Source organism: Caenibius tardaugens NBRC 16725 (assembly GCF_003860345.1).
In the GTDB taxonomy this organism is placed as follows: domain Bacteria; phylum Pseudomonadota; class Alphaproteobacteria; order Sphingomonadales; family Sphingomonadaceae; genus Caenibius; species Caenibius tardaugens.
The window spans coordinates 1,648,163-1,667,518 of the sequence record NZ_CP034179.1 but is presented as its reverse complement, the minus strand read 5'-3'; the positions used below and the strand labels follow the sequence as shown (position 1 = coordinate 1,667,518).

The 19,356-nt window shown below is 64.2% G+C and carries 16 protein-coding genes; 13 read left to right on the top strand and 3 right to left on the bottom strand.

The window, feature by feature from the left end; genetic code table 11:
• The first annotated feature begins 1 nt into the window (after position 1).
• From EGO55_RS07540 to EGO55_RS07485, 12 genes are all read left to right on the top strand, one after another.
• Entirely contained in the window at positions 2-430 is a 429-nt protein-coding gene (locus EGO55_RS07540) for a hypothetical protein (RefSeq protein ID WP_021691396.1), read from the top strand.
• Between the two features lie 236 nt (positions 431-666).
• The gene (gene trbB, locus EGO55_RS07535; protein ID WP_052023776.1) at positions 667-1,602 is read left to right on the top strand and encodes a P-type conjugative transfer ATPase TrbB; all 936 of its coding nucleotides are present in this window, start codon (positions 667-669) and stop codon (positions 1,600-1,602) included.
• Complete coding sequence (locus EGO55_RS07530; RefSeq protein ID WP_021691398.1) at positions 1,599-1,931, top strand: TrbC/VirB2 family type IV secretion system protein; 333 nt, start codon at positions 1,599-1,601, stop codon at positions 1,929-1,931. The genes trbB and EGO55_RS07530 overlap by 4 nt, the downstream gene beginning before the upstream one ends.
• Positions 1,931-2,209, top strand: coding sequence for a VirB3 family type IV secretion system protein (locus tag EGO55_RS07525; RefSeq protein ID WP_021691399.1), 279 nt, complete (start codon positions 1,931-1,933; stop codon positions 2,207-2,209). The genes EGO55_RS07530 and EGO55_RS07525 overlap by 1 nt, the downstream gene beginning before the upstream one ends.
• Positions 2,210-2,223: 14 nt before the next feature.
• Positions 2,224-4,662, top strand: coding sequence for a conjugal transfer protein TrbE (gene trbE / locus EGO55_RS07520; RefSeq protein ID WP_021691400.1), 2,439 nt, complete (start codon positions 2,224-2,226; stop codon positions 4,660-4,662).
• Positions 4,663-4,664: 2 nt separating this feature from the next.
• Positions 4,665-5,435, top strand: coding sequence for a P-type conjugative transfer protein TrbJ (trbJ, locus tag EGO55_RS07515; protein WP_021691401.1), 771 nt, complete (start codon positions 4,665-4,667; stop codon positions 5,433-5,435).
• A 21-nt stretch (positions 5,436-5,456) separates the two neighbouring features.
• Positions 5,457-5,765: a putative entry exclusion protein TrbK-alt gene (gene trbK-alt / locus EGO55_RS07510; protein ID WP_021691402.1), complete on the top strand. Its 309-nt coding sequence runs from the start codon at positions 5,457-5,459 to the stop codon at positions 5,763-5,765.
• 3 nt (positions 5,766-5,768) lie between these two features.
• On the top strand, positions 5,769-7,127 hold the full coding sequence (trbL, locus tag EGO55_RS07505; protein ID WP_021691403.1) for a P-type conjugative transfer protein TrbL: 1,359 nt from the start codon (positions 5,769-5,771) through the stop codon (positions 7,125-7,127).
• Positions 7,127-7,816, top strand: a complete 690-nt coding sequence (gene trbF, locus EGO55_RS07500) for a conjugal transfer protein TrbF (RefSeq protein WP_021691404.1) — start codon at positions 7,127-7,129, stop codon at positions 7,814-7,816. The genes trbL and trbF overlap by 1 nt, the downstream gene beginning before the upstream one ends.
• Positions 7,813-8,796 carry a P-type conjugative transfer protein TrbG gene (gene trbG, locus EGO55_RS07495; protein ID WP_021691405.1) on the top strand — a complete coding sequence of 328 codons (984 nt, stop codon included), beginning with the start codon at positions 7,813-7,815 and terminating at the stop codon, positions 8,794-8,796. The genes trbF and trbG overlap by 4 nt, the downstream gene beginning before the upstream one ends.
• 56 nt (positions 8,797-8,852) lie before the next feature.
• Positions 8,853-9,974 (top strand): TraB/TrbI/VirB10 family type IV secretion system protein, encoded by a 1,122-nt coding sequence (locus EGO55_RS07490; RefSeq protein ID WP_084620346.1) that lies wholly within the window; start codon positions 8,853-8,855, stop codon positions 9,972-9,974.
• A 2-nt stretch (positions 9,975-9,976) separates the two neighbouring features.
• On the top strand, positions 9,977-10,210 hold the full coding sequence (locus tag EGO55_RS07485; RefSeq protein WP_021691407.1) for a DUF2274 domain-containing protein: 234 nt from the start codon (positions 9,977-9,979) through the stop codon (positions 10,208-10,210).
• Positions 10,211-10,221: 11 nt separating this feature from the next.
• On the opposite strand, the gene EGO55_RS07480 is transcribed toward EGO55_RS07485, so the two are convergent.
• From EGO55_RS07480 to EGO55_RS20545, 3 genes are all read right to left on the bottom strand, one after another.
• Positions 10,222-11,106 carry a LysR family transcriptional regulator gene (locus EGO55_RS07480; protein WP_052023786.1) on the bottom strand — a complete coding sequence of 295 codons (885 nt, stop codon included), beginning with the start codon at positions 11,104-11,106 and terminating at the stop codon, positions 10,222-10,224.
• Between the two features lie 357 nt (positions 11,107-11,463).
• Entirely contained in the window at positions 11,464-11,658 is a 195-nt protein-coding gene (locus EGO55_RS21725) for an invasion associated locus B family protein (protein WP_429860916.1), read from the bottom strand.
• 13 nt (positions 11,659-11,671) lie between these two features.
• A complete protein-coding gene (locus EGO55_RS20545; RefSeq protein ID WP_040717131.1) occupies positions 11,672-17,872 on the bottom strand; it encodes an autotransporter outer membrane beta-barrel domain-containing protein in 6,201 nt (2,066 codons plus the stop codon).
• A gap of 305 nt (positions 17,873-18,177) precedes the next feature.
• On the opposite strand from EGO55_RS20545, the gene EGO55_RS07465 reads away from it, so the two are divergent.
• Positions 18,178-19,353 (top strand): helix-turn-helix transcriptional regulator, encoded by a 1,176-nt coding sequence (locus EGO55_RS07465; protein WP_021691411.1) that lies wholly within the window; start codon positions 18,178-18,180, stop codon positions 19,351-19,353.
• The last annotated feature ends 3 nt before the right edge of the window (positions 19,354-19,356 follow it).

Below are 19,356 nucleotides of genomic sequence, written 5' to 3'. Positions count from 1 at the left end.
CATGACCAGTCATCGGAAAAAATCGAAGTTCACCGTCTATCTCGACCCTGACGTGACGCAGGCGCTGGCCGATTTCGCCGCGCGCCGGGATCAGTCGCAGTCCATGATCGCCGAGGCCGCCATCGCGTCGTTCCTCTCGCCTGACGATGCCGAACGCCGCGAGGCCGTCGTCGCCAAGCGCCTCGACCAGATCGATCGCCGCATGACCCGGATTGAACGGGACGTCGGCATCGCGGTCGAAACGCTGGCGGTCTTCATCCGCTTCTGGATCACGACGACGCCGGCCTTGCCCGAACCAGCCGCTCAGGCAGCACGCGCCAAGGCGAGCGAGCGATACGAAGCCTTCATCACCGCACTCGGCCGGCGTCTCGCCAAAGGACCGAAGCTGCGACAGGAGATCCCCGAGGATGTCTCCGAGTCGGAAACATGAAGATCGCGCGCGTCATCTGGTGAACCCACTGACGACATCAAGATCAGGGCTTCACCGCCGTTCTCCTGTATTTGCACGCCACGCTACTACGACGACCGATACTTGTTGAACCGGCCTCATTGCCGGTTCTTTTAATCGACCCCGATCCGGGGACCGTCTGTTGCGCCTCGTGAAGAAACGGGGCCAACGTGACCACATCACACCAGAAACCCGAGGCGGTTGCGCGTGGCGCGCGCATGTTGCGCACGGCGCTTGGGGCCGCCATCGCGCGCTTTCTCGAAGACCCCGCCGTCGTCGAGGTGATGCTGAACCCGGACGGGCGCATCTGGATCGACCGCCTTTCCGAAGGGCTGGCCGATACGGGTGAAGTGCTGTCGACCGCCGATGGCGAGCGCATCGTGCGCCTGGTCGCGCACCATGTCGGCGCGGAAGTTCACGCCCGGTCCCCGCGCGTCTCGGCCGAACTCCCCGAAACCGGCGAGCGGTTCGAGGGGCTGTTGCCGCCCGTTGTCGCAGCACCCGCATTCGCCATCCGCAAGCCCGCCGTCGCGGTGTTCACGCTCGACGATTACGTCGCCGCCGGCATCATGTCGGCCGAACAGGCGAACATCCTGCGCCGCGCCGTCGCTGACCGCGCCAACATCCTCGTCGCAGGCGGCACCTCCACCGGCAAGACCACGCTGACCAACGCGCTGCTCGCCGAGGTGGCGAAGGGCGCCGATCGTGTCGTCATCATCGAGGACACGCGCGAGCTGCAATGCGCCGCGCCGAACCTCGTTTCCATGCGGACGAAGGAAGGCGTCGCCACGCTTTCCGATCTCGTCCGGTCCTCGCTGCGCCTGCGTCCCGACCGCATTCCGATTGGCGAAGTGCGCGGCTCCGAAGCCCTCGACCTGCTCAAAGCATGGGGAACGGGACACCCCGGCGGCATCGGCACGATCCACGCCGGGAGCGGCATCGGCGCGCTGCGCCGGCTCGAACAACTCATTCAGGAAGCCGTCGTCACGGTCCCGCGCGCGCTGATCGCGGAGACCATCGACCTCGTTGCCGTCCTCTCCGGCCGCGGCTCCGCGCGCCGGCTGACCGAACTCGCTCGCGTCGAAGGGCTCGGCCCGGACGGGGATTACCGCATCAGCCCCGCAACCCCCAACAGCACTGGAGATCCTTCATGATCCGCATCCCCATGCGCGTTCGCCGCACCGTCGCGACCGTTGCCGCCATCGCCTACGTCAATCTCATCCTCGTCCCGGCCGCCCATGCCTCCGGCTCCTCGATGCCGTGGGAAGCGCCGCTCCAGAAAATCCTCGAATCCATCGAGGGGCCGGTCGCCAAGATCGTCGCGGTCATCATCATCATCGCCACCGGCCTCGCGCTCGCCTTCGGCGACACGTCGGGCGGCTTCCGCAAGCTGATCCAGATCGTGTTCGGCCTGTCGATCGCCTTCGCGGCGTCGAGCTTCTTCCTGTCGTTCTTCTCGTTCGGCGGCGGGGCGCTCGTCTGATGGCCGTCGCCTTCGAGCAACTGGACGTGCCGGGATTCACCGTCCCGGTTCACCGCGCACTGACCGAGCACATCCTGCTCGGCGGTGCGCCGCGTTCCATCGCGATCCTCAACGGGACGCTGGCCGGGGCCGTGGGCCTCGGCCTGCGCCTCTGGCTGGTCGGCATCGCCATCTGGGCCATCGGCCACTTCGCCGCCGTCTGGGCCGCCAAGCGCGATCCGCTCTTCGTCGAAGTCGGGCGCAGGCATCTGCGCATCCCCGGTCATCTGTCGGTCTGAAGGAGGCGCAGCCCATGATGAACCTTTCCGAATATCGCCGCACGGCTTCACGCCTTGCCGATTTCCTGCCCTGGGCGGCGCTCGTCGCCGAAGGCGTCGTGCTCAACAAGGACGGCAGTTTCCAGAGGACGGCGAAGTTTCGCGGTCCCGATCTCGATAGCGCCGTCGCCGCCGAGCTGGTCGCCGTCGCATCCCGCATCAACAACGCCTTTCGCCGTCTCGGCTCCGGCTGGTCGATTTTCGTGGAGGCGCAGCGCTCCGAGGCCGCGACCTATCCGAACAGCCTGCTGCCCGATCCGGCCTCCGGGCTGGTCGATGCCGAGCGCAAGGCCGATTTCGAGGAAGCAGGCGCGCACTTCGTGTCAGGCTATTACCTGACCTTCCTCTATCTGCCCCCCGCCGAGGAAGCCGCCCGTGCGGAAAGCTGGCTCTATGAGGGCCGCGAGCGCGCCGGTATCGATCCGAACGAGATTCTGCGCACCTTCACCGACCGCACCGACCGCGTGCTGGCGCTGCTCGACGGTTTCATGCCCGAATGCGCCTGGCTCGATGACAGCGAGACGCTGACCTATCTCCACTCGACTGTCTCGACCAAGCGGCACCGCGTCCGCGTTCCCGAAACCCCGGTCTATCTCGACGCGCTGCTGGCCGATCAGCCGCTCACCGGCGGGCTGGAGCCGCGCCTCGGCGGCGATCATCTGCGCATCCTCACCATTGTCGGCTTTCCGACCGCGACGACGCCCGGCCTGCTCGACGACTTGAACAGGCTGGCCTTTCCCTATCGCTGGTCGACCCGCGCGATCCTGATCGACAAGACCGACGCGACCAGGCTGCTGACCAAGATCAGGCGGCAATGGTTCGCCAAACGCAAGTCGATCGCGGCGATCCTCAAAGAGGTCATGACCAACGAGGCGTCCGCCCTCGTGGACACCGACGCCTCCAACAAGGCCGCCGACGCCGACATGGCCTTGCAGGAGCTGGGGGCCGATGTGGCGGGCATGGCCTATGTCACGGCCACCATCACCGTTTGGGATGCCGATCCCCGCATTGCCGACGAGAAATTGCGTCTCGCCGAAAAGGTGATCCAGGGCCGCGACTTCACGGCGATGGTCGAGACCGTCAACGCGGTGGACGCCTGGCTCGGCAGTCTGCCCGGCCACGCCTACGCGAACGTCCGCCAGCCTCCTATCAGCACTTTGAATCTCGCCCACATGATCCCGCTGTCGGCGGTGTGGGCGGGGCCGGAACGGGACGAGCATTTCGGTGCGCCCCCCTTGCTTTACGGCAAGACCGAAGGCTCGACCCCGTTCCGGTTATCCCTTCATGTCGGCGATGTCGGCCATACGCTTGTCGTCGGCCCGACCGGCGCGGGCAAGTCCGTGCTGCTGGCGCTCATGGCCTTGCAGTTCCGGCGCTATCCGCAAGCCCAAGTCTTCGCCTTCGATTTCGGTGGCAGCATCCGGGCTGCCGCGCTTGCCATGGGCGGCGACTGGCACGACCTGGGCGGCGGGCTGACCGAGGGCGACGACTTCTCCGTCTCGCTTCAGCCGCTCGCCCGCATCGACGACACCTATGAACGCGCCTGGGCGGCCGACTGGCTGGTGGCGATCCTCATGCGCGAGGGCATCACCATCACGCCAGAGGTGAAGGAGCACATCTGGACGGCGCTGACTTCGCTCGCATCGGCCCCGGTCGGGGAACGCACGATCACCGGCCTGTCGGTCCTGCTTCAGTCGAACGACATCAAGCAGGCGCTCCGGCCCTATTGCGTCGGGGGAGCCTATGGCCGTCTGCTCGACGCCGAGGTCGAACATCTCGGTCACGCCGACGTGCAGGCGTTCGAGATCGAGGGGCTGGTCGGGATCGGCGCGGCCCCGGCCGTCTTGTCCTACCTGTTTCACCGTATCGGCGACCGGCTCGACGGCCGCCCGACGCTGCTCATCATCGACGAGGGCTGGCTTGCGCTCGACGATGAAGGTTTCGCCGGCCAACTCCGCGAATGGCTCAAAACGCTGCGCAAGAAGAACGCCAGCGTCATCTTCGCCACGCAATCGCTATCCGACATCGACAACAGCAATATCGCGCCGGCCATCATCGAAAGCTGCCCGACGCGGCTGTTGCTGCCGAACGAACGCGCGATCGAGCCGCAGATCACCGCCATCTATCGGCGCTTCGGTCTCAATGACCGGCAGATCGAAATCCTCGCGCGGGCGACGCCCAAGCGGGACTACTACTGCCAGTCGCGGCGCGGCAATCGCCTGTTCGAGCTGGGCCTGTCGGAAGTCGGCCTCGCGCTCTGCGCCGCATCCTCGAAATCCGACCAATCCCTGATCGCCAGTCTCGTCGCCGAACACGGACGCGCCGGCTTCCTCGCCGCGTGGCTGCGCGCCCGCGACACCGGCTGGGCAGCCGACCTCATCCCGAATTTCCCCGAAGCCGAAAAGGAGTCCTGACCATGAAAGCCAATTCCATCCGTTCGCGCGCCATGGCGCTCGCCGCAACCATGCTGGCGGCCGCGCCGCTCGCCATCTCGCCGATGGTGGCGACGCCGGCTCATGCGCAATGGACCGTCTTCGATCCGAGCAATTACGCGCAAAACATCCTGACCGCCGCGCGCACGCTGCAACAGATCAACAACCAGATCACCTCGCTCCAGAACGAGGCGCAAAGCCTCATCAATCAGGCAAAGAATCTGGCGAGCCTGCCATATTCGTCGCTTCAGGCATTGCAGCAGAACGTGCAGCGCACGCAGCAGCTATTGAGCCAGGCGCAGGGCATTGCGTTCAATGTCCAGCAGATCGACCAGATGTTTGCCCAAAAATACGCCAACGTCTCGATGTCGGTGACCGACGCGCAGCTTGTCACCGACGCCCGCTCGCGCTGGCAAAATACGGTCGGCGGCTTGCAGGACGCCATGCGCGTGCAGGCTGGTGTCGTCGGCAATATCGACACCAACCGCACGCAGATGTCGAACCTCGTCAGCCAGAGCCAGTCGGCATCGGGCGCGTTGCAGGCGACGCAGGCCGGCAACCAGATCCTCGCGCTGCAATCACAGCAGCTTTCCGATCTGGTCGCGCTGCTAGCCGCTAACGGTCGGGCCGGCGCACTGACCGAAGCCGAGCGCGCCGCCGCCGCCGAACAGGGCCGCGAACAGCGCCGCCGCTTCCTGACGCCGGGCACCGCCTACACGCCCGGCAACGCGCAGATGTTCAACAACGGCAACTGAGAACCAGAAGGGAGCACCGTCATGGACGGCAAGATGCTGGCCCGGCTGGGCGCAATCATATTCGTCGCCGTGGCCGTCACGGCGACCGCGATCGAAATGACCCGCAAGGAAGACGCGTCGGTATCGCCGCCGGCGCGCGTGCAACAGCCCGCAGAGGACCCGTTGCGCGAGGGGCAGCGCCGGTGCCAGCAGCTTGGCCAAGCGGCCGCCAGCAACCCGGAATGCCTGGCGCTGTGGGCCGAGACCCGCGACCGGTTCCTTGGCCATGCGCCGGCGTCGTCGGTCGCACCGCTCGCACCGGCGTCGCCGGCCGTGTCGGAAGGGCGGTGAGCCATGGGCGGCGTCGGCGTCATCGACAAATTCCTGGGCACCTTCACCCGCTACATCGACTCAGGCTTCGGTCTGCTGTCCGGCGAAGTGGCGTTTATCGCCACCACGCTCATCGTCATCGACGTGACGCTGGCGGCGCTGTTCTGGAGCTGGAGCGCGGACGACGACATCATCGCCCGCCTGGTGAAGAAGACGCTGTTCGTCGGCATCTTCGCCTATCTGATAGGCAACTGGCAGAACCTCGCGCAGATCATCTTCGACAGTTTCGCCGGGCTCGGACTCAAGGCGTCGGGAACGAGCTTTTCCGCCGACGACCTGATGCGCCCCGGCAAGGTCGCGCAAACCGGCCTCGACGCTGCCCGGCCGCTGCTCGACGCGATCTCGCCGCTGATGGGTTGGATCTCGGTCTTCGAGAACCTGATCCAAATCGTGTGCCTGCTCTTTGCCTGGGCGCTGGTCATCCTCGCCTTCTTCATCCTGGCGATCCAGCTTTTCGTCACCCTGATTGAGTTCAAGCTGTCCACGCTCGCCGGTTTCGTCCTCATTCCGTTCGGCCTCTTCGGCAAGACCGCCTTCATGGCCGAGCGCGTGCTTGGCAACGTCATATCCAGCGGCATCAAGGTTCTGGTGCTCGCCGTCATCATCGGCATCGGCTCAACGCTGTTCGGCGAGTTCACCAAGGGGTTCGGCAACACAACCCCGACCGTCGATGACGCCATGGCGATCGTGCTCGCCGCTCTCTCCTTGCTTGGCCTCGGCATTTTCGGCCCCGGCATCGCCAACGGCCTCGTCTCCGGCGGTCCCCAGCTCGGCGCGGGCGCCGCCATCGGCACCGGCCTTGCCGTGGGCGGAGCCGCCATGGCCGCCGGCGGCGGCGCGATGCTGGCCGCAAGGGGCGGAGCCGCCATGGTGTCGGGTGGCGCCGCAGTCGCACGCGGCGGCGCGACCGCAGCGGGCGCTGCATCATCGGCCTATTCGCTCGGCTCCATGGGCCAATCGGGCGCGGCTGGTGTTGCCTCCGGCATGGGTGGCGTTGCCCGCGCCGCCGGGTCGGCCGCCGTCTCACCGTTGCGCCGCGCCGCGACCCGCGCCGCCGAGAGCATGAAATCCAGCTTCTCCGAAGGCGCGAAAGCCGGTTTCGGCGCCACCGGCGGTTCATCGACCATGGGGACCATCGGCGGCGGTGCGGAAGCTGCATCCACGCCAGCAGCCTCCGCAGGCGGCGGCGCTCCCGATTGGGCCAAGCGCATGAAGCGCAGCCAGACCATGAGCCACGGCGTCAGCGCCGCCGCCCATGCTGTCCGTTCCGGCGACAGCCACGGCTCCGGCTCCTCCATCAACCTCTCTGAAAGTGACCGCTGATGAACCTCTTCAAAAGACCCGCCGCCCACTACGGCAAGACACCCGAGCCCGAGACGCCCTATCAGAAGGCCGCTCAGGTCTGGGACGAGCGTATCGGCTCGGCCCGCGTGCAGGCGAAGAACTGGCGATACATGGCCTTCGGCTCGCTGATCCTGTCGGCAGGCTTCGCGTCCGCGCTCGTCTGGCAATCAGCGCGCGGCACCGTTGTTCCCTGGGTGGTGCAGGTCGATCATCTCGGCCAGGCGCAGGCCGTCGCACCTGCCGACGCCGACTATCGCCCGACCGATCCGCAAATCGCATGGCATCTCGGCCGCTTCATCGAACAGGTCAGGAGCATCCCCGCCGATCCGATCATTGTCCGGCAGAACTGGCTTCGCGCCTATGAGTGGACCACGGATCGCGGCGCATCGGCGCTCAACGACTATGCCCGCACCAACGACCCGTTCACCAAGGTCGGCCGGCAGCAGATCGCCGTCGAAGTGTCGAGCGTCATCCGGGCTTCGCCCGATAGCTTCCGCGTCGCCTGGATCGAGCGCCGCTACGAGAACGGCCAGCTCGCCGCGACCGAGCGGTGGACCGCCATCCTGACCATCGCCATCCAGCCCTCGCGTGACGCCGAACGGCTCAAAGCCAATCCGCTCGGCATCTACGTCAATGCCATCAACTGGTCACGGGAGTTGAGCCAATGAACCCGGCTTTCCGTATCGCCGTCCTTCCGGGTTTCCGTAAACCCGCAGCCTTGGCTTTGATGTTGTCCGCGACCGCGTTGGCGGGCTGCGCTACTATGACGAAGCCGCCGCAGATCGACTACGACGCGAGCGTGCCGCCTCTGCCGGCCATTCCCGCCGCCGTCGTGGACGACCAACCAAAGCCCCTGCATATCCCGCCGGCCTGGACGGTTGCACGCGGCGGCACCGCCGCCAGCACGCCGACCGGCCGTGTCGAAAACGCCAATACGGCCGCCCGCGTCGAGCCGCGCCGCGAAGGCTATTACAACGCCATCCAGATCTATCCCTGGTCGGAAGGCGCACTCTATCAGGTCTATGCCGTTCCCGGCCAGATCACCGACATTGCGCTGGAGCCGGGCGAGAGCCTGACCGGCGCAGGACCGATCGCGGCAGGCGACACCGCCCGCTGGATCATCGGCGACACGGAATCCGGCGCTGGCGTGACCCGGCGCGTCCATATCCTCGTCAAGCCGAGCCGGCCCGACATCACCACCAATCTCGTCGTGACGACAGATCGGCGCACGTACATGATCGAGCTGCGATCCGGCGAGAAGCCCTATATGCCATCGGTCGCCTGGTCCTATCCGCAGCCGCCGGCCGGCCAGCGCCAGGCCATTCCGGCGACGCCGGTCATTCCGGCCGTGGCGTCGCGCAACTATCGCTATGCCCTGACCGGCGGCAATCCGCCGTGGAAGCCGCTCACGGTCTATGACGACGGGCGGCACGTCTATGTCGAGTTCGCGCGCGGCATCGTCCAGGGCGAGATGCCGCCGCTGTTCGTCATCGGGCCGGAAGGCGAAGCGCAGATCGTCAACAGCCGCATCTATCAACACATCCTGATCGTCGATCGCCTGTTCGGCGCGGCCGAACTGCGCCTCGGCAGCGGCGACAAGCAACAGACCGTCAGGATCGTCCGCACCGACGGGAGGCCGCAATCGTGACCGACACTGACGCCAACACCGAAACCCCTGCTGAAACCAGCACTCCCGTCGCGCCGATGCGGCTTCGCGCCGAGCCGCCGCGCGTCACCCGCCTGTCGCGCAAGGTGCTCGCCAGCGTGGCCGCCGTCGCCTTGGTCGGCATCGGCGGGACGCTGATCTACGCACTCCAGACGCACACGTCGGGCGACGGCCCCAAGGAGGAGCTATACTCCACCACCAACCGGCAGGCCGCCGATGGTCTTGCCGGACTGCCGAAAGACTATACCGGGCCGGTGCTCGGCCCGGCCCTGCCGGGCGACCTCGGCCGCCCGATCCTCAATGCACAGAACGCCGGCCAGCCCGTCACCACGCCCACCGTTGCCACGCCCGCACCTGGCGTCAGCGAAGCGGAACAGCGCCGTCGCGCCGAGGAAGAGGCCGCCCGTACCAGCGTCGTGTTCTTCCAGGCGCGCAGCGGATCGGCCGCCACGTCCGGAGCCGGAGCCATGTCCGGCCTGGCGGGCCTCGACACGACGGCCCAGCCCGGACAGGCGACGGCACAGGACAAGCAGCTCGCGTTCCTCAACGCGGCAGTCGACCGACGCACCGTGACGCCCGATCGCGTCACACCGCCGGCATCGCCTTTCATCCTTCAGGCCGGCTCCGTCATATCGGCCGCGCTCATCACCGGCATCCGTTCCGATCTGCCCGGCCAGATCACCGCGCAGGTTACGGAAAACATCTATGACAGCCCAACCGGCCGCATCCTGCTCGTGCCGCAGGGCACGCGGCTCATCGGCCAGTACGACAACAATGTGCAGGCCGGGCAACGCCGCGTCCTGCTCGTCTGGAACCGACTGATTCTGCCGAACGGCCGCTCCATCGTGCTCGAACGCCAGCCCGGAGCTGACGGCCAGGGCTATGCCGGCCTGGAAGATGGCGTCGATTATCACTGGTGGGATCTCGCCAAGGCTGCCGGCCTCTCGACGCTTCTTTCCGTCGGCGCCGAACTTGCCATCGACGATCAGGACCAGCTCCTGCGCGCCATCCGCAATGGCGGCCAGGACACCATCAACGACGCCGGACAACAGATCGTCCGCCGCCAGCTCAACGTCGCGCCGACGCTGACCATCCGGCCGGGCTTCCCGGTCACAATCGTCATTACGCGCGATCTTGTCCTCGAACCCTTCAGGAACTGACCATGACCAAGCTGAAACTCGGCCCCATCACCGACGACAAACCTGTCAAGATCACGGTGGAGTTACCCGCCAGCCTCCATCGTGACCTGATCGAATACGGCCGTCTCCTGGCCGAAGGCGGTGCGCCGGTAGAGCCTGCGAAATTGATCGTACCAATGCTGGACCGCTTCATCGCCACGGATCGCGGCTTCGCCAAGGCGCGGCGTCCACGAACGGCCGGCGAACCGGCCTCATAACCTCGAAATAATCAGACCCTGCGCCGCGCCTGCGATTTCGCCATGCTGACGAAACGCCGCAGCGCGGGGTTGTCATTCTTCGGCGACCATACCGCGCTGAAGGGCAGGATTTCCCCGACGAGCGGCCGATAGCAGATGCCCGGCACATGCGCGGCCGTCGTCGCCTCGCTGGTCACGGTGAGGCCGCGGCCGAGGGCGACCAGCGGCATCAGATTGTCCCGGCCGACGAACTGCGTCTGGATCTCGGGATGACGCCCGAGATCGCCGACCCGCTTCACCAGATAATCGTGGATCTCCTGGCCGGGCGGCGCATCGCTCACAATGAAGTTTTCATGCGCGATCTCGGACCAGATCACCTCGTCCTTTTGGGCAAGCGTGTGCCCTTGCGGCAGCACCACGAACACGCGCTCATTCCACAGATGAGCCGTCTCGCATTCCGGCCAATCATGCGTGCCCGTCAGAAAGGCGATGTCGAGCCGGAACTGGCGAATCGCAGCGACATGCTCGGCCGGGTTGCCGTCCGCGATCTCAAGCTGAACACCCCCGTGCTGCTCGCCGAATGATTTCAACAGCTCCAGCAGGAAGCCCGATGCAAGAGACGTGTAGATGCCGACGCGCAGATGCCCATCTTTCACGCGGCCAACCGCGCCCACGATTTCGGCGCCTTCGCTGACATAGCGCAAAACCTTGCGTGCCCGCGATAACAACCGCTGACCGGCGATCGTCAGGCATACGCCGCCGCTATGGCGACGGAACAACGCCGATCCGAGATCGTCTTCCAGATCGCGGATGCGTCGGCTGATAGTCGATTCCTGCACGCCGAGGGCGGCGCCTGCTTTTCGGAAGCTCCCAAAGTCTGAGGCAGCTACAAAGTAGCGTAGCTGTTGAACATTCATCTTCGGGCGCATGTGCCCCCTAGGCTCGTTCTCACGGGTGCGCAAAGCAGCGGCATGGCGACCAGCAAACGTTGAAGCAAACGGATTACGGTGCTGAACATGGTCAGCAATCCCGCGAACTCCTTCCTTTCCGGTGTAAGCGGGTTATCGAGGGCCGCAGTCAACGCTAGAAGCGCCTTGCCCTGCATGCCTATCAGCGTCTGTTCGCCTAGAGTGAGCCTGCCGGCCCCACCGCTCTTGGAGCTTCCTGGCGAATTCGCTCCGTCCAAACAATCCTTGACCCAATGTCTGTGCACGAACGTCCCAAATCCTCCGAATTCCTACTCCAATGATCGATTGTCCTTCGTCCCGACCGCCTCAGCGCGATAGCGCTGCCACCCAGTCGAGGGCTGCACCGAGACCCTGGAGCAAGATGCGGAAGGACATGGCCGCGTCGTCATCTGCCGTCACCTTGACCTTGCGTGCCAGGGTGGCACGCAAGGCCGTTAACGTTGCGGCGTCGTGGCTGATATCGACGAGGCAGCTAGTTGGAATGCAGGTGTGGAAGAGGATCGGGACCTGAGCCTCAAAAGAGATAGTTCAGGCGCAAGACCAGATCCTGAGTATTGAATTTCTTTCCAAGCTCCGCGCCATATTGCGCATTGATGCTCAATTGCCTGGTGCCATATATTTCGGCACCTGCTGCGACGCGCCCGATCCACTTAGGCAAGTCAACTCGCGATTCGAATGTCCCCAGATCATCACCCATGGCAGCGAAGCTGGCTTGGTGAGACCAATTGGCGGAATGCTGGTAGATTCCACCTGCCTGGACATAAGGCCGCAGGCTTGCATTACCGATGCGGACATGTGCGCCAAACTCAAGAGTCGGTGCCGTCGAGAACGACCAGTCACCGCTGCTCGTGATTGTGAGCGGCAAATCAGAACCGGTTTCAGTGAATTTGTTCATATGCAAATATTGTGCGGTGATGTCGAACGATGGTTTGAGATACCAGCCACCATGGGGGAGCAGATACGATATACGCATCTGTAAGCCCAGGTTCTGGACCTTCGGATGGGCTTGCGCTTCAGCGGTGCTGAATGCCACTTCGCGCCGCGAGTTGTAATCTGCGAACGCGCCGCTTACGGAGGCGCCAATCAGCAGGTCGCCCGTTTGGTGCTTCACGAAGGCGCCGAGGCTATATACGTTACCGTTGAAATTGCTCTGTGCTCCAGTGCTGTTGGTAGCGACCTCCTCGTAACTCATGGAACCGCCGAGGAACCAATGGTCGCCAATTTCACGTTGACCGCCCATTTGGTAGCGCGTCGCATTGGTGCTGAAGCCGACGTCGCGCTGACTATCGATCCATGAGCCGCTGATCCGCGCCCAGACGCAATCTGCTTCGCGCTCGGCGCGACCGTCACCAATATTAGCGGGGCAGCGCATCATGCTATCGATAAACCCGCGCTGAAGCGATAGTCGGCTTGCGGCCAATGCACCGATCGCCTGACCACCAACGGTATCGATGGCGGCAGCATATTGGTTTACGTTGCTACCGCTTTGTTCAAGCCCGCCAAAGAAGGCCTGGCCTTGCCCGGCTCGCGTAGGCGAGGCGTAAACGCGCGAAAGGGCGTCGGCAATCGCCGCCTGGTTGCTCGTGAGGCTTATGCCAAGCTGGCTTGCCGAGCTCAGTCGTTGCGTAACCATAAGATTCTGTTTCTGACTGTCGAGCGCGGTAGTGTAGTTGAACGGCGAGTTCTGCACGACGCTAAAGGTTTCTGTATTTCCGTCATAAATCACCGGTGCCGCTGATAGCGGACCCGTAAGAGAAATTGACGTTGCGCTTAGCACCGCCTGCGGCTTTGCCATGTCATGCGATCCCAAAATGAGTATCCGACCACTCAGTGATGCGGTTCCATTTACTTGAAGGCGAGCCAGATGGCCGTTGCTGTCCAGCGTCGAGATGATGTCTCCGGTGCTGACGAGGTTGCCTGTGATCGTCGCCTGGGATGACCCTCCATGGAAGCTGCCAAGCACGATCCTGCCCCGGTTGGTCAGAGTGCTCGCCATGATCTGGCGATAGGCCCAGATTGTACCGTTGTTGAGAATTGTGTGGCCGGTCAGGTCGGCGCTGCGAGTGTTGATGTCGCCCTGAATGAAATAGTTGTTGGTAATGTTCGCTGTCGCACCGTCGATGGCGACTCCGCTATTGCTGGCCGCGACGATGTAGCCGTTGTTGACGATCGATACCGGGGATGCGTTCCCAGCATCGACATAAATGGCGGCAATCGCCTGGTCGGATGTCTGGATGACGCCATTTCCGCCGATATTGATATTGACCGGACTTTTTTGCCCGCTGACCTGTACGTAGGCGGAGTAGCTTCCGGCACCGTGCGTCAGAACGTAGCTGTTGAGCTCAAGGTCAACCCCGCACGAGGAACAGGCCGTAGAACTGGTGCTCGCGGCCGAGAAGCCGGTTCCGCCTTCGCCCGCGAAGAAGCCACCGCCGCTGGCGACCTGCGCCACGATGCCGTGCGCATTGGCGCCATAGGTCTCGATCCGGCTTTGCGGTTGGACCGAGATGGTGACCATTCCGCCGGTACCTGAGTGTTTGCTCGCATCGGTAGCTGCGACGTTGGCATAGACATTGACGTCGGACATACCGCCGACAAGGCCGCCACCGCCGCCGATCGACTGCGCGAGAATGCCCACCGCGCCCGCACCTTTGGTGACGATGCTCGCGCCTGACGCAAGCGTGACGTTAACCGCGCCACCGTTGCCGGTGAGCGTGCCCTCGCCGAACATGTCGTTGATCGTGTCCCTCGACACTGTGCTCAAGGGAGTGAGGACGATGCCCCCGCCGCCGCCGATTGACTGCGCAAGGATGCCATATGAATCCCGTGCTGAGGTCGCGATCGAACCGGATTCGGTGACGGTTACCAGACCGCCGTTGCCACCCGCGCCGCCGGACCCGCCGATCTTGATTCCGGGCACGGAGGGGAGCAGGCCGTGGTCGTAGTCGCTTTCGGCATCGCCGCCGGGAGAAAATGCGGTGCCCAGCAGGGAAACCTCGCCACCACCGCCGCCGATCGATTGCGCTATGATGCCGATCGACCCCTTGCCTGAAAGCGTCAGCGTGCCGCCGGAATTTACCGTCACGTCACCGCCATTGCCTTGCGAGCCACCTTTGCCCCCCAGGCTCAGCGTAATTTCGTTGCCAGGCCCGGCGGTGCCTACGGTGCCGCCGCCATGGCCGCCGCCCGCACCTACCGACTGCGCATTGATCCCGTTGGAAAGGTCGCCGGTTGTGGTGATGTCGCCACTGTTGGTGATGTTGATCGTACCGCCGGCACCCGAGGAGCCTCCGTCTCCTCCCACCGCGAAGTTTGCGTTGAACGTGCTCGACTTCGCCGACGAAAGCGCGGCTCCACCATCGCCGCCGCCGCCGCCGATCGATTGGGCGAAGATTGCATCGGATTCCGCCCCGTCGGTCTCGATCGTACCACTGTTGGTCAGATCGACTTCGCCGCCATTGCCACCCGAGCCGCCTTTCCCGGCATATCCGCCGCCGACGTTGACGCCGATCAGGCTTTTGGCATTGGTTCCCCAGGTCGGCTGCGCATCGGGGAGAGAGGCCTTCTCGTAAGCTTCGTAGACCTTCTTGAGGTGGTCGATCGTTTCCTTGGCTTCACCGATCTGGGCGGTCGTCTCGAAAACCTTGTTGGCTATCTCGGTCACATCCCCGCCAAAGCCCATGCGATCTGCAAGGAAATCGGCGATCTGGACTTTTCCGGATGAGCCGGATTCACCGGCGCCACTGCCGCCGATCCCGCCACCGCCGCCGACGGACTGGCCGAAGATCGCTGCGGAATTGCCACCCATCGTCAGGATGGTGCCCGAGTTGTCGACCGTTACCTTGCCGCCGTTGTTTCCGCTGCCGCCCGTGCCGCCGACACCAACCTGGAACGCGAATGTCCCCGTGCTGCTGCCGCTGCCCATCGCCACTGCGCCGCCGCCGATCCCGCCGCCACCGCCGATCGATTGGGCCGTGATAGCGCGCGAACCGATCCCGAATGTTGCGATCTGGCCCGCGCCTCTGCCGTCGCGCATGTTCTTGATGGTGACGTCGCCGCCCGTGTTGCCGGTGCCGCCGGAGCCACCTATGGCGAGATTGGCCGAGACATTGGGGGTGTTGCCGGGGCCGGTTACGTTGAGATCGCGCGTGCTCGCGTTGCCGCCGTTGCCGCCGCCACCGCCGATCGACTGCGCGCTGATCGCGATGGCGTTATCGCCGTAGGTTTCTATCGAACCGGTGGCGTTGGTGAACGTGATGTTACCGCCGCGGCCTCCCGACCCTCCGGAGCCACCGATGGCGGTATCGCTTGAGAGCAGCGGCGTCTGCACTGCGAAGTGCAGGATATCGGAGGTCCCGCCATCGCCGCCGCCGCCGCCAATGCTTTCGAGTTCGACTGCGCGTGAGCCGGTGCCGTTCGTGATGATCGAGCCTGTGTTGGTCGCGGTAATGTCCCCGCCGTTCCCGCCGTTCCCTCCACTGCCGCCGATTGCCACACTGACGTCAATCGAGGGGTTTGGCAGTTCGGGGTTGGGCGGAAACACGTCGATCAGACGAGAAACTGACGAGCCGCCCTTGCCGCCGCCGCCGCCGATCGACTGCGCGAGAATGCCGTTCGAATCCCCACCATCCGTCGTGATCTGGTTGAAATTCTCGAACAGGATCGAGCTGGCCGAGCCACCATTTCCACCTGAACCGCCAATGGCCGTCGATGCATTCAGGCCGACGCCCGCCTCCATCGCCGCGGAGCTTCCGCCGCTGCCGCCACCCCCACCGATAGACTGGAGCAGCACGGCGTCGGCGAGGTCGCCTCCAGTCTGAATAATACCGGCGTTTCGTGCGACGATCGTCCCGCCATTACCGCCGGCTCCACCGTTTCCGCCGATCGCGACCGCTGCGCCTGCAAGGAATGTCGAGGCAACCGTGTCGCCGCCAATGCCGCCGCCGCCGCCGATCGATTGCCCCACGATGCCGTGCGCGCGTGCACCGAAGGTCTGAATGATTTGGCCATTCACCCACGATCCGGCGTCATTCTGGGCGCCGTTGAAAACATGCACGTTCCCACCATTGCCTCCTGAGCCGGCAATACCGCCGAGCGCGATGCCGACCAAAAGGCCACTGACTTGCGCGTCGCCACCATAGCCGCCGCCACCGCCGATCGATTGCGCGACAAGCGCCGAGGATTGGACGCCGCTCGTCGTAATCGTGCCGACGCTGCCGTTCGCGCCGGGTGCGCCGCTGGCTTCGGCAGTAACGAACACGTCGCCTCCATCGCCTGCCGGTGTGGCTTGGCCACCCTTGGCGACGAAGATCGCGCCGGCGTACCCCCCGTTCCCGCTGCTTCCGCCGATACTCTGGCCCAGCTCACCCGCCATGAGGTCGCCAGATGTTGAGATGGTGCCGGCAAGGCTTGCGACCGAGACATTGCCATTAGCACTCCCGCCGCCGCCGATGCCGCCCGTGGCATTGCCAAAGCCTCCATTGGCCAATCCGCCGGCGCCGCCGACACCGCCGGTCGAAACCGCCACCATCGCAGCTTTGGCGTCGGCGACCTTGACGCTGGCGCCGCCCTCACCGACAGCGACCGTGGCGCTGGGAGCTGCATCCGCATCGATCAAGCCGTGGATCAGGTAGAGCGAGATACTGCCGCCGGTGCCACCACTACCGCCCACGCCGCCAACCGCACTGCCGTTGTTGGTCGCGTCACCGCCGTTGCCACCGTTGCCTCCATGACTTTCGGCGATAACTCCGGGACCATCGCTGAGGATAGAACCCGAGACGGTTGCCTGGATATTGCCGCCGTTGCCGCCCGCGCCGCCGGTTGCACCGCGCGCGGTATCGATATTGGTAGACGCGGACTGAGCGTTGCCGCCATTGCCACCGGTGGACTTCAGGATCACTGCGGCGGTGCCGCTATCGCGGTTGCTGATGACCGACGCCGCATCCTCGGTTAACGTCAACGCGCCGCCGTTGCCACCGGCGCCACCCTGGCCGCCCGTGCCGCGAAAATTCAATGCGCCACCATCGGCGCCGTTGCCGCCGGCTGAGAGCATCGTGAGTGTCGGTTGGCCCGTTTCGCTGTCTTGTGCAGTGGCCTTGGAGAGAGCGACGGTGATCGCGGAGCCGGAACCGCCGTTGCCACCCGCGCCGCCATTTGAGTAGCCACCGAACCCCAGATCGCCGCCCTGGCCGCCGACGCCCCCGTTCCCGCCTATGCCGCTGAAATAGAGTGTTGGCTTACCGGTGACGCCATCATAACTGTTTGAAAGAGTTTGATTGATTGTGCTGGTCGTTTCACCGTCACCGCCCGGCTTGCCGCTTTGGTTGCCGTTTCCGATCCCTTCGGTCGATTGCCCCTTCTTGCCGGGAGCACCGTCGCTGCCGGTGCAGGTCTGGTTGAAGATGGCGTTGCCGGCTTGGTCGGTAGCGCAAGATGCGGCGTGTGCCTGCGGGGCGATCACTGCCGAGGCAAGAAGCAGGGCCGCAGTGGAGAGGGCGGTAGAGGAACGAAAGCCGATTCGACGAAATGATCGTTCGGCACCGGCTAGGGTGAAATTGATCGGACCACCGTCGAGCGCGAAGCTTTCGGGTGCGAACTGAGAATTATGGACATGATGAACCATCCCGCCGGAATGGTGGCGCCGGAAATTGTTTGGCATGACTGCCCCCTCTGTTTGACCAAAGCTGCGGCAGGCTTCTTGAAGCGCTGCCATCATTCATGTTGCAGATCTAATCGAGAGAGGAGGGCGCACGCACCGTCAGAACTGACTACGGAGATGCAAGCAAAGAGTGTACGACCGATGCGGGCCATGGCACCAGCTTGGCGTGCGGGCAGGCGCTATGATGGCATCGAGTGCGTGGCGCTCAAGTTCTGAGGCCGCGCAGATCGAGACAGGTCGGCGATCCGTTTGAGATCTCTTCGCGTCAATGGGCGCTTGGTGGATATTCTGCTGCCATGATTAGAGCATGACAGAAAGGAGAAGGTTCAGATATGGCTCGGCCTCTACGATGAAAGAAGCCGATGGCAGAAATGGAACAGAAGCTCGCCGATTGCGTCGGCGGTATCTATGAAGCGGTGACGGGTACGCAGTCATGGCAATCGGTAGCTTCGCAGCTTGGCGAGATCATGGATGCGCAGTCCGTCTTACTCAATCTCGTCGCTGAAAACGGTAATGTCGAATCGTTGATGCCGATTGGCGAGGCAGACGCGGTTTATGCTTCCTATTATCATCGGACCGACCCCTATGTCGCCCGTGCCCGGGCCGATTACGCTGATAACAGGAACTTCCATATCGGACGCGCTCTGCCCGGCGAGGCGCTCGTCCCTGACCGAGCCTTCATCAGAAGCGAATATTACAATGACTTCGCGAGCCGCTACGAACGCCGATATATGATTGGGGGCATGCTCGGTGTTGAACAGGCAGCGCCGCTTGGGCTGTATCGTGGCAGTAGCCACCGACCGTTCGAGAATCGAGACATTCAAATGTTGCAGATTCTCTTGCCGCATTTCCAGCGTGCTCTGGAGCTTCGTGCCCGGCTGGGGCAAGGGCAGCGTGCGAACTGGATGAGCCAGATCGCGCTGGATGCACTGCCCATAGGAATTGTGATCGTCGACGCGGGTTTGCGAATACGGTTCGTCAACGAGATCGGCCAAGCACAGATCGCTGCACCAGGGAGCGCGCTGTGCGCCGTGCGCTCTGGCCCTTTCGTCGAGGGCGATAAATATGTGCGCGCGCGATCGCGGCGCGAGAACGCCGATATGCTTAGTCTGGTGGAATCCGCCGCAAATGGTGGCTCCGGGGGATCGATGCGGGTCATGGACGAGGGGCGGCTACCCTGGGCGCTTCTTGTGTCCCCCACACCCGCCCGATTGATGCTGGATGATGCGGGGCCGGGCTTGGGCCGTGGTTTGGCGCTGATCGTGTTTCAGCCGCTTCATCGGAAGACGACACCGCCGGTTGAATTGCTGTGCGACGTCTTTGGTTTCAGTCGCGCAGAAGCTCAAGTCGCCATCGCACTTTCCGGAGGCGTAAGCGCTGAGGGGGTCGCGCAGAGACGGGGGGTCTCATTGGTGACAGTCCGCGGCCAGATCCGATCGATTCTTGGCAAATCGGAATGCGAGAATCTGCGTGATTTCGAACGTGCCATGGCGATGCTGGCCACCATTAAGCCGCAAGAAGATCCGATGGTGGGTTGACCA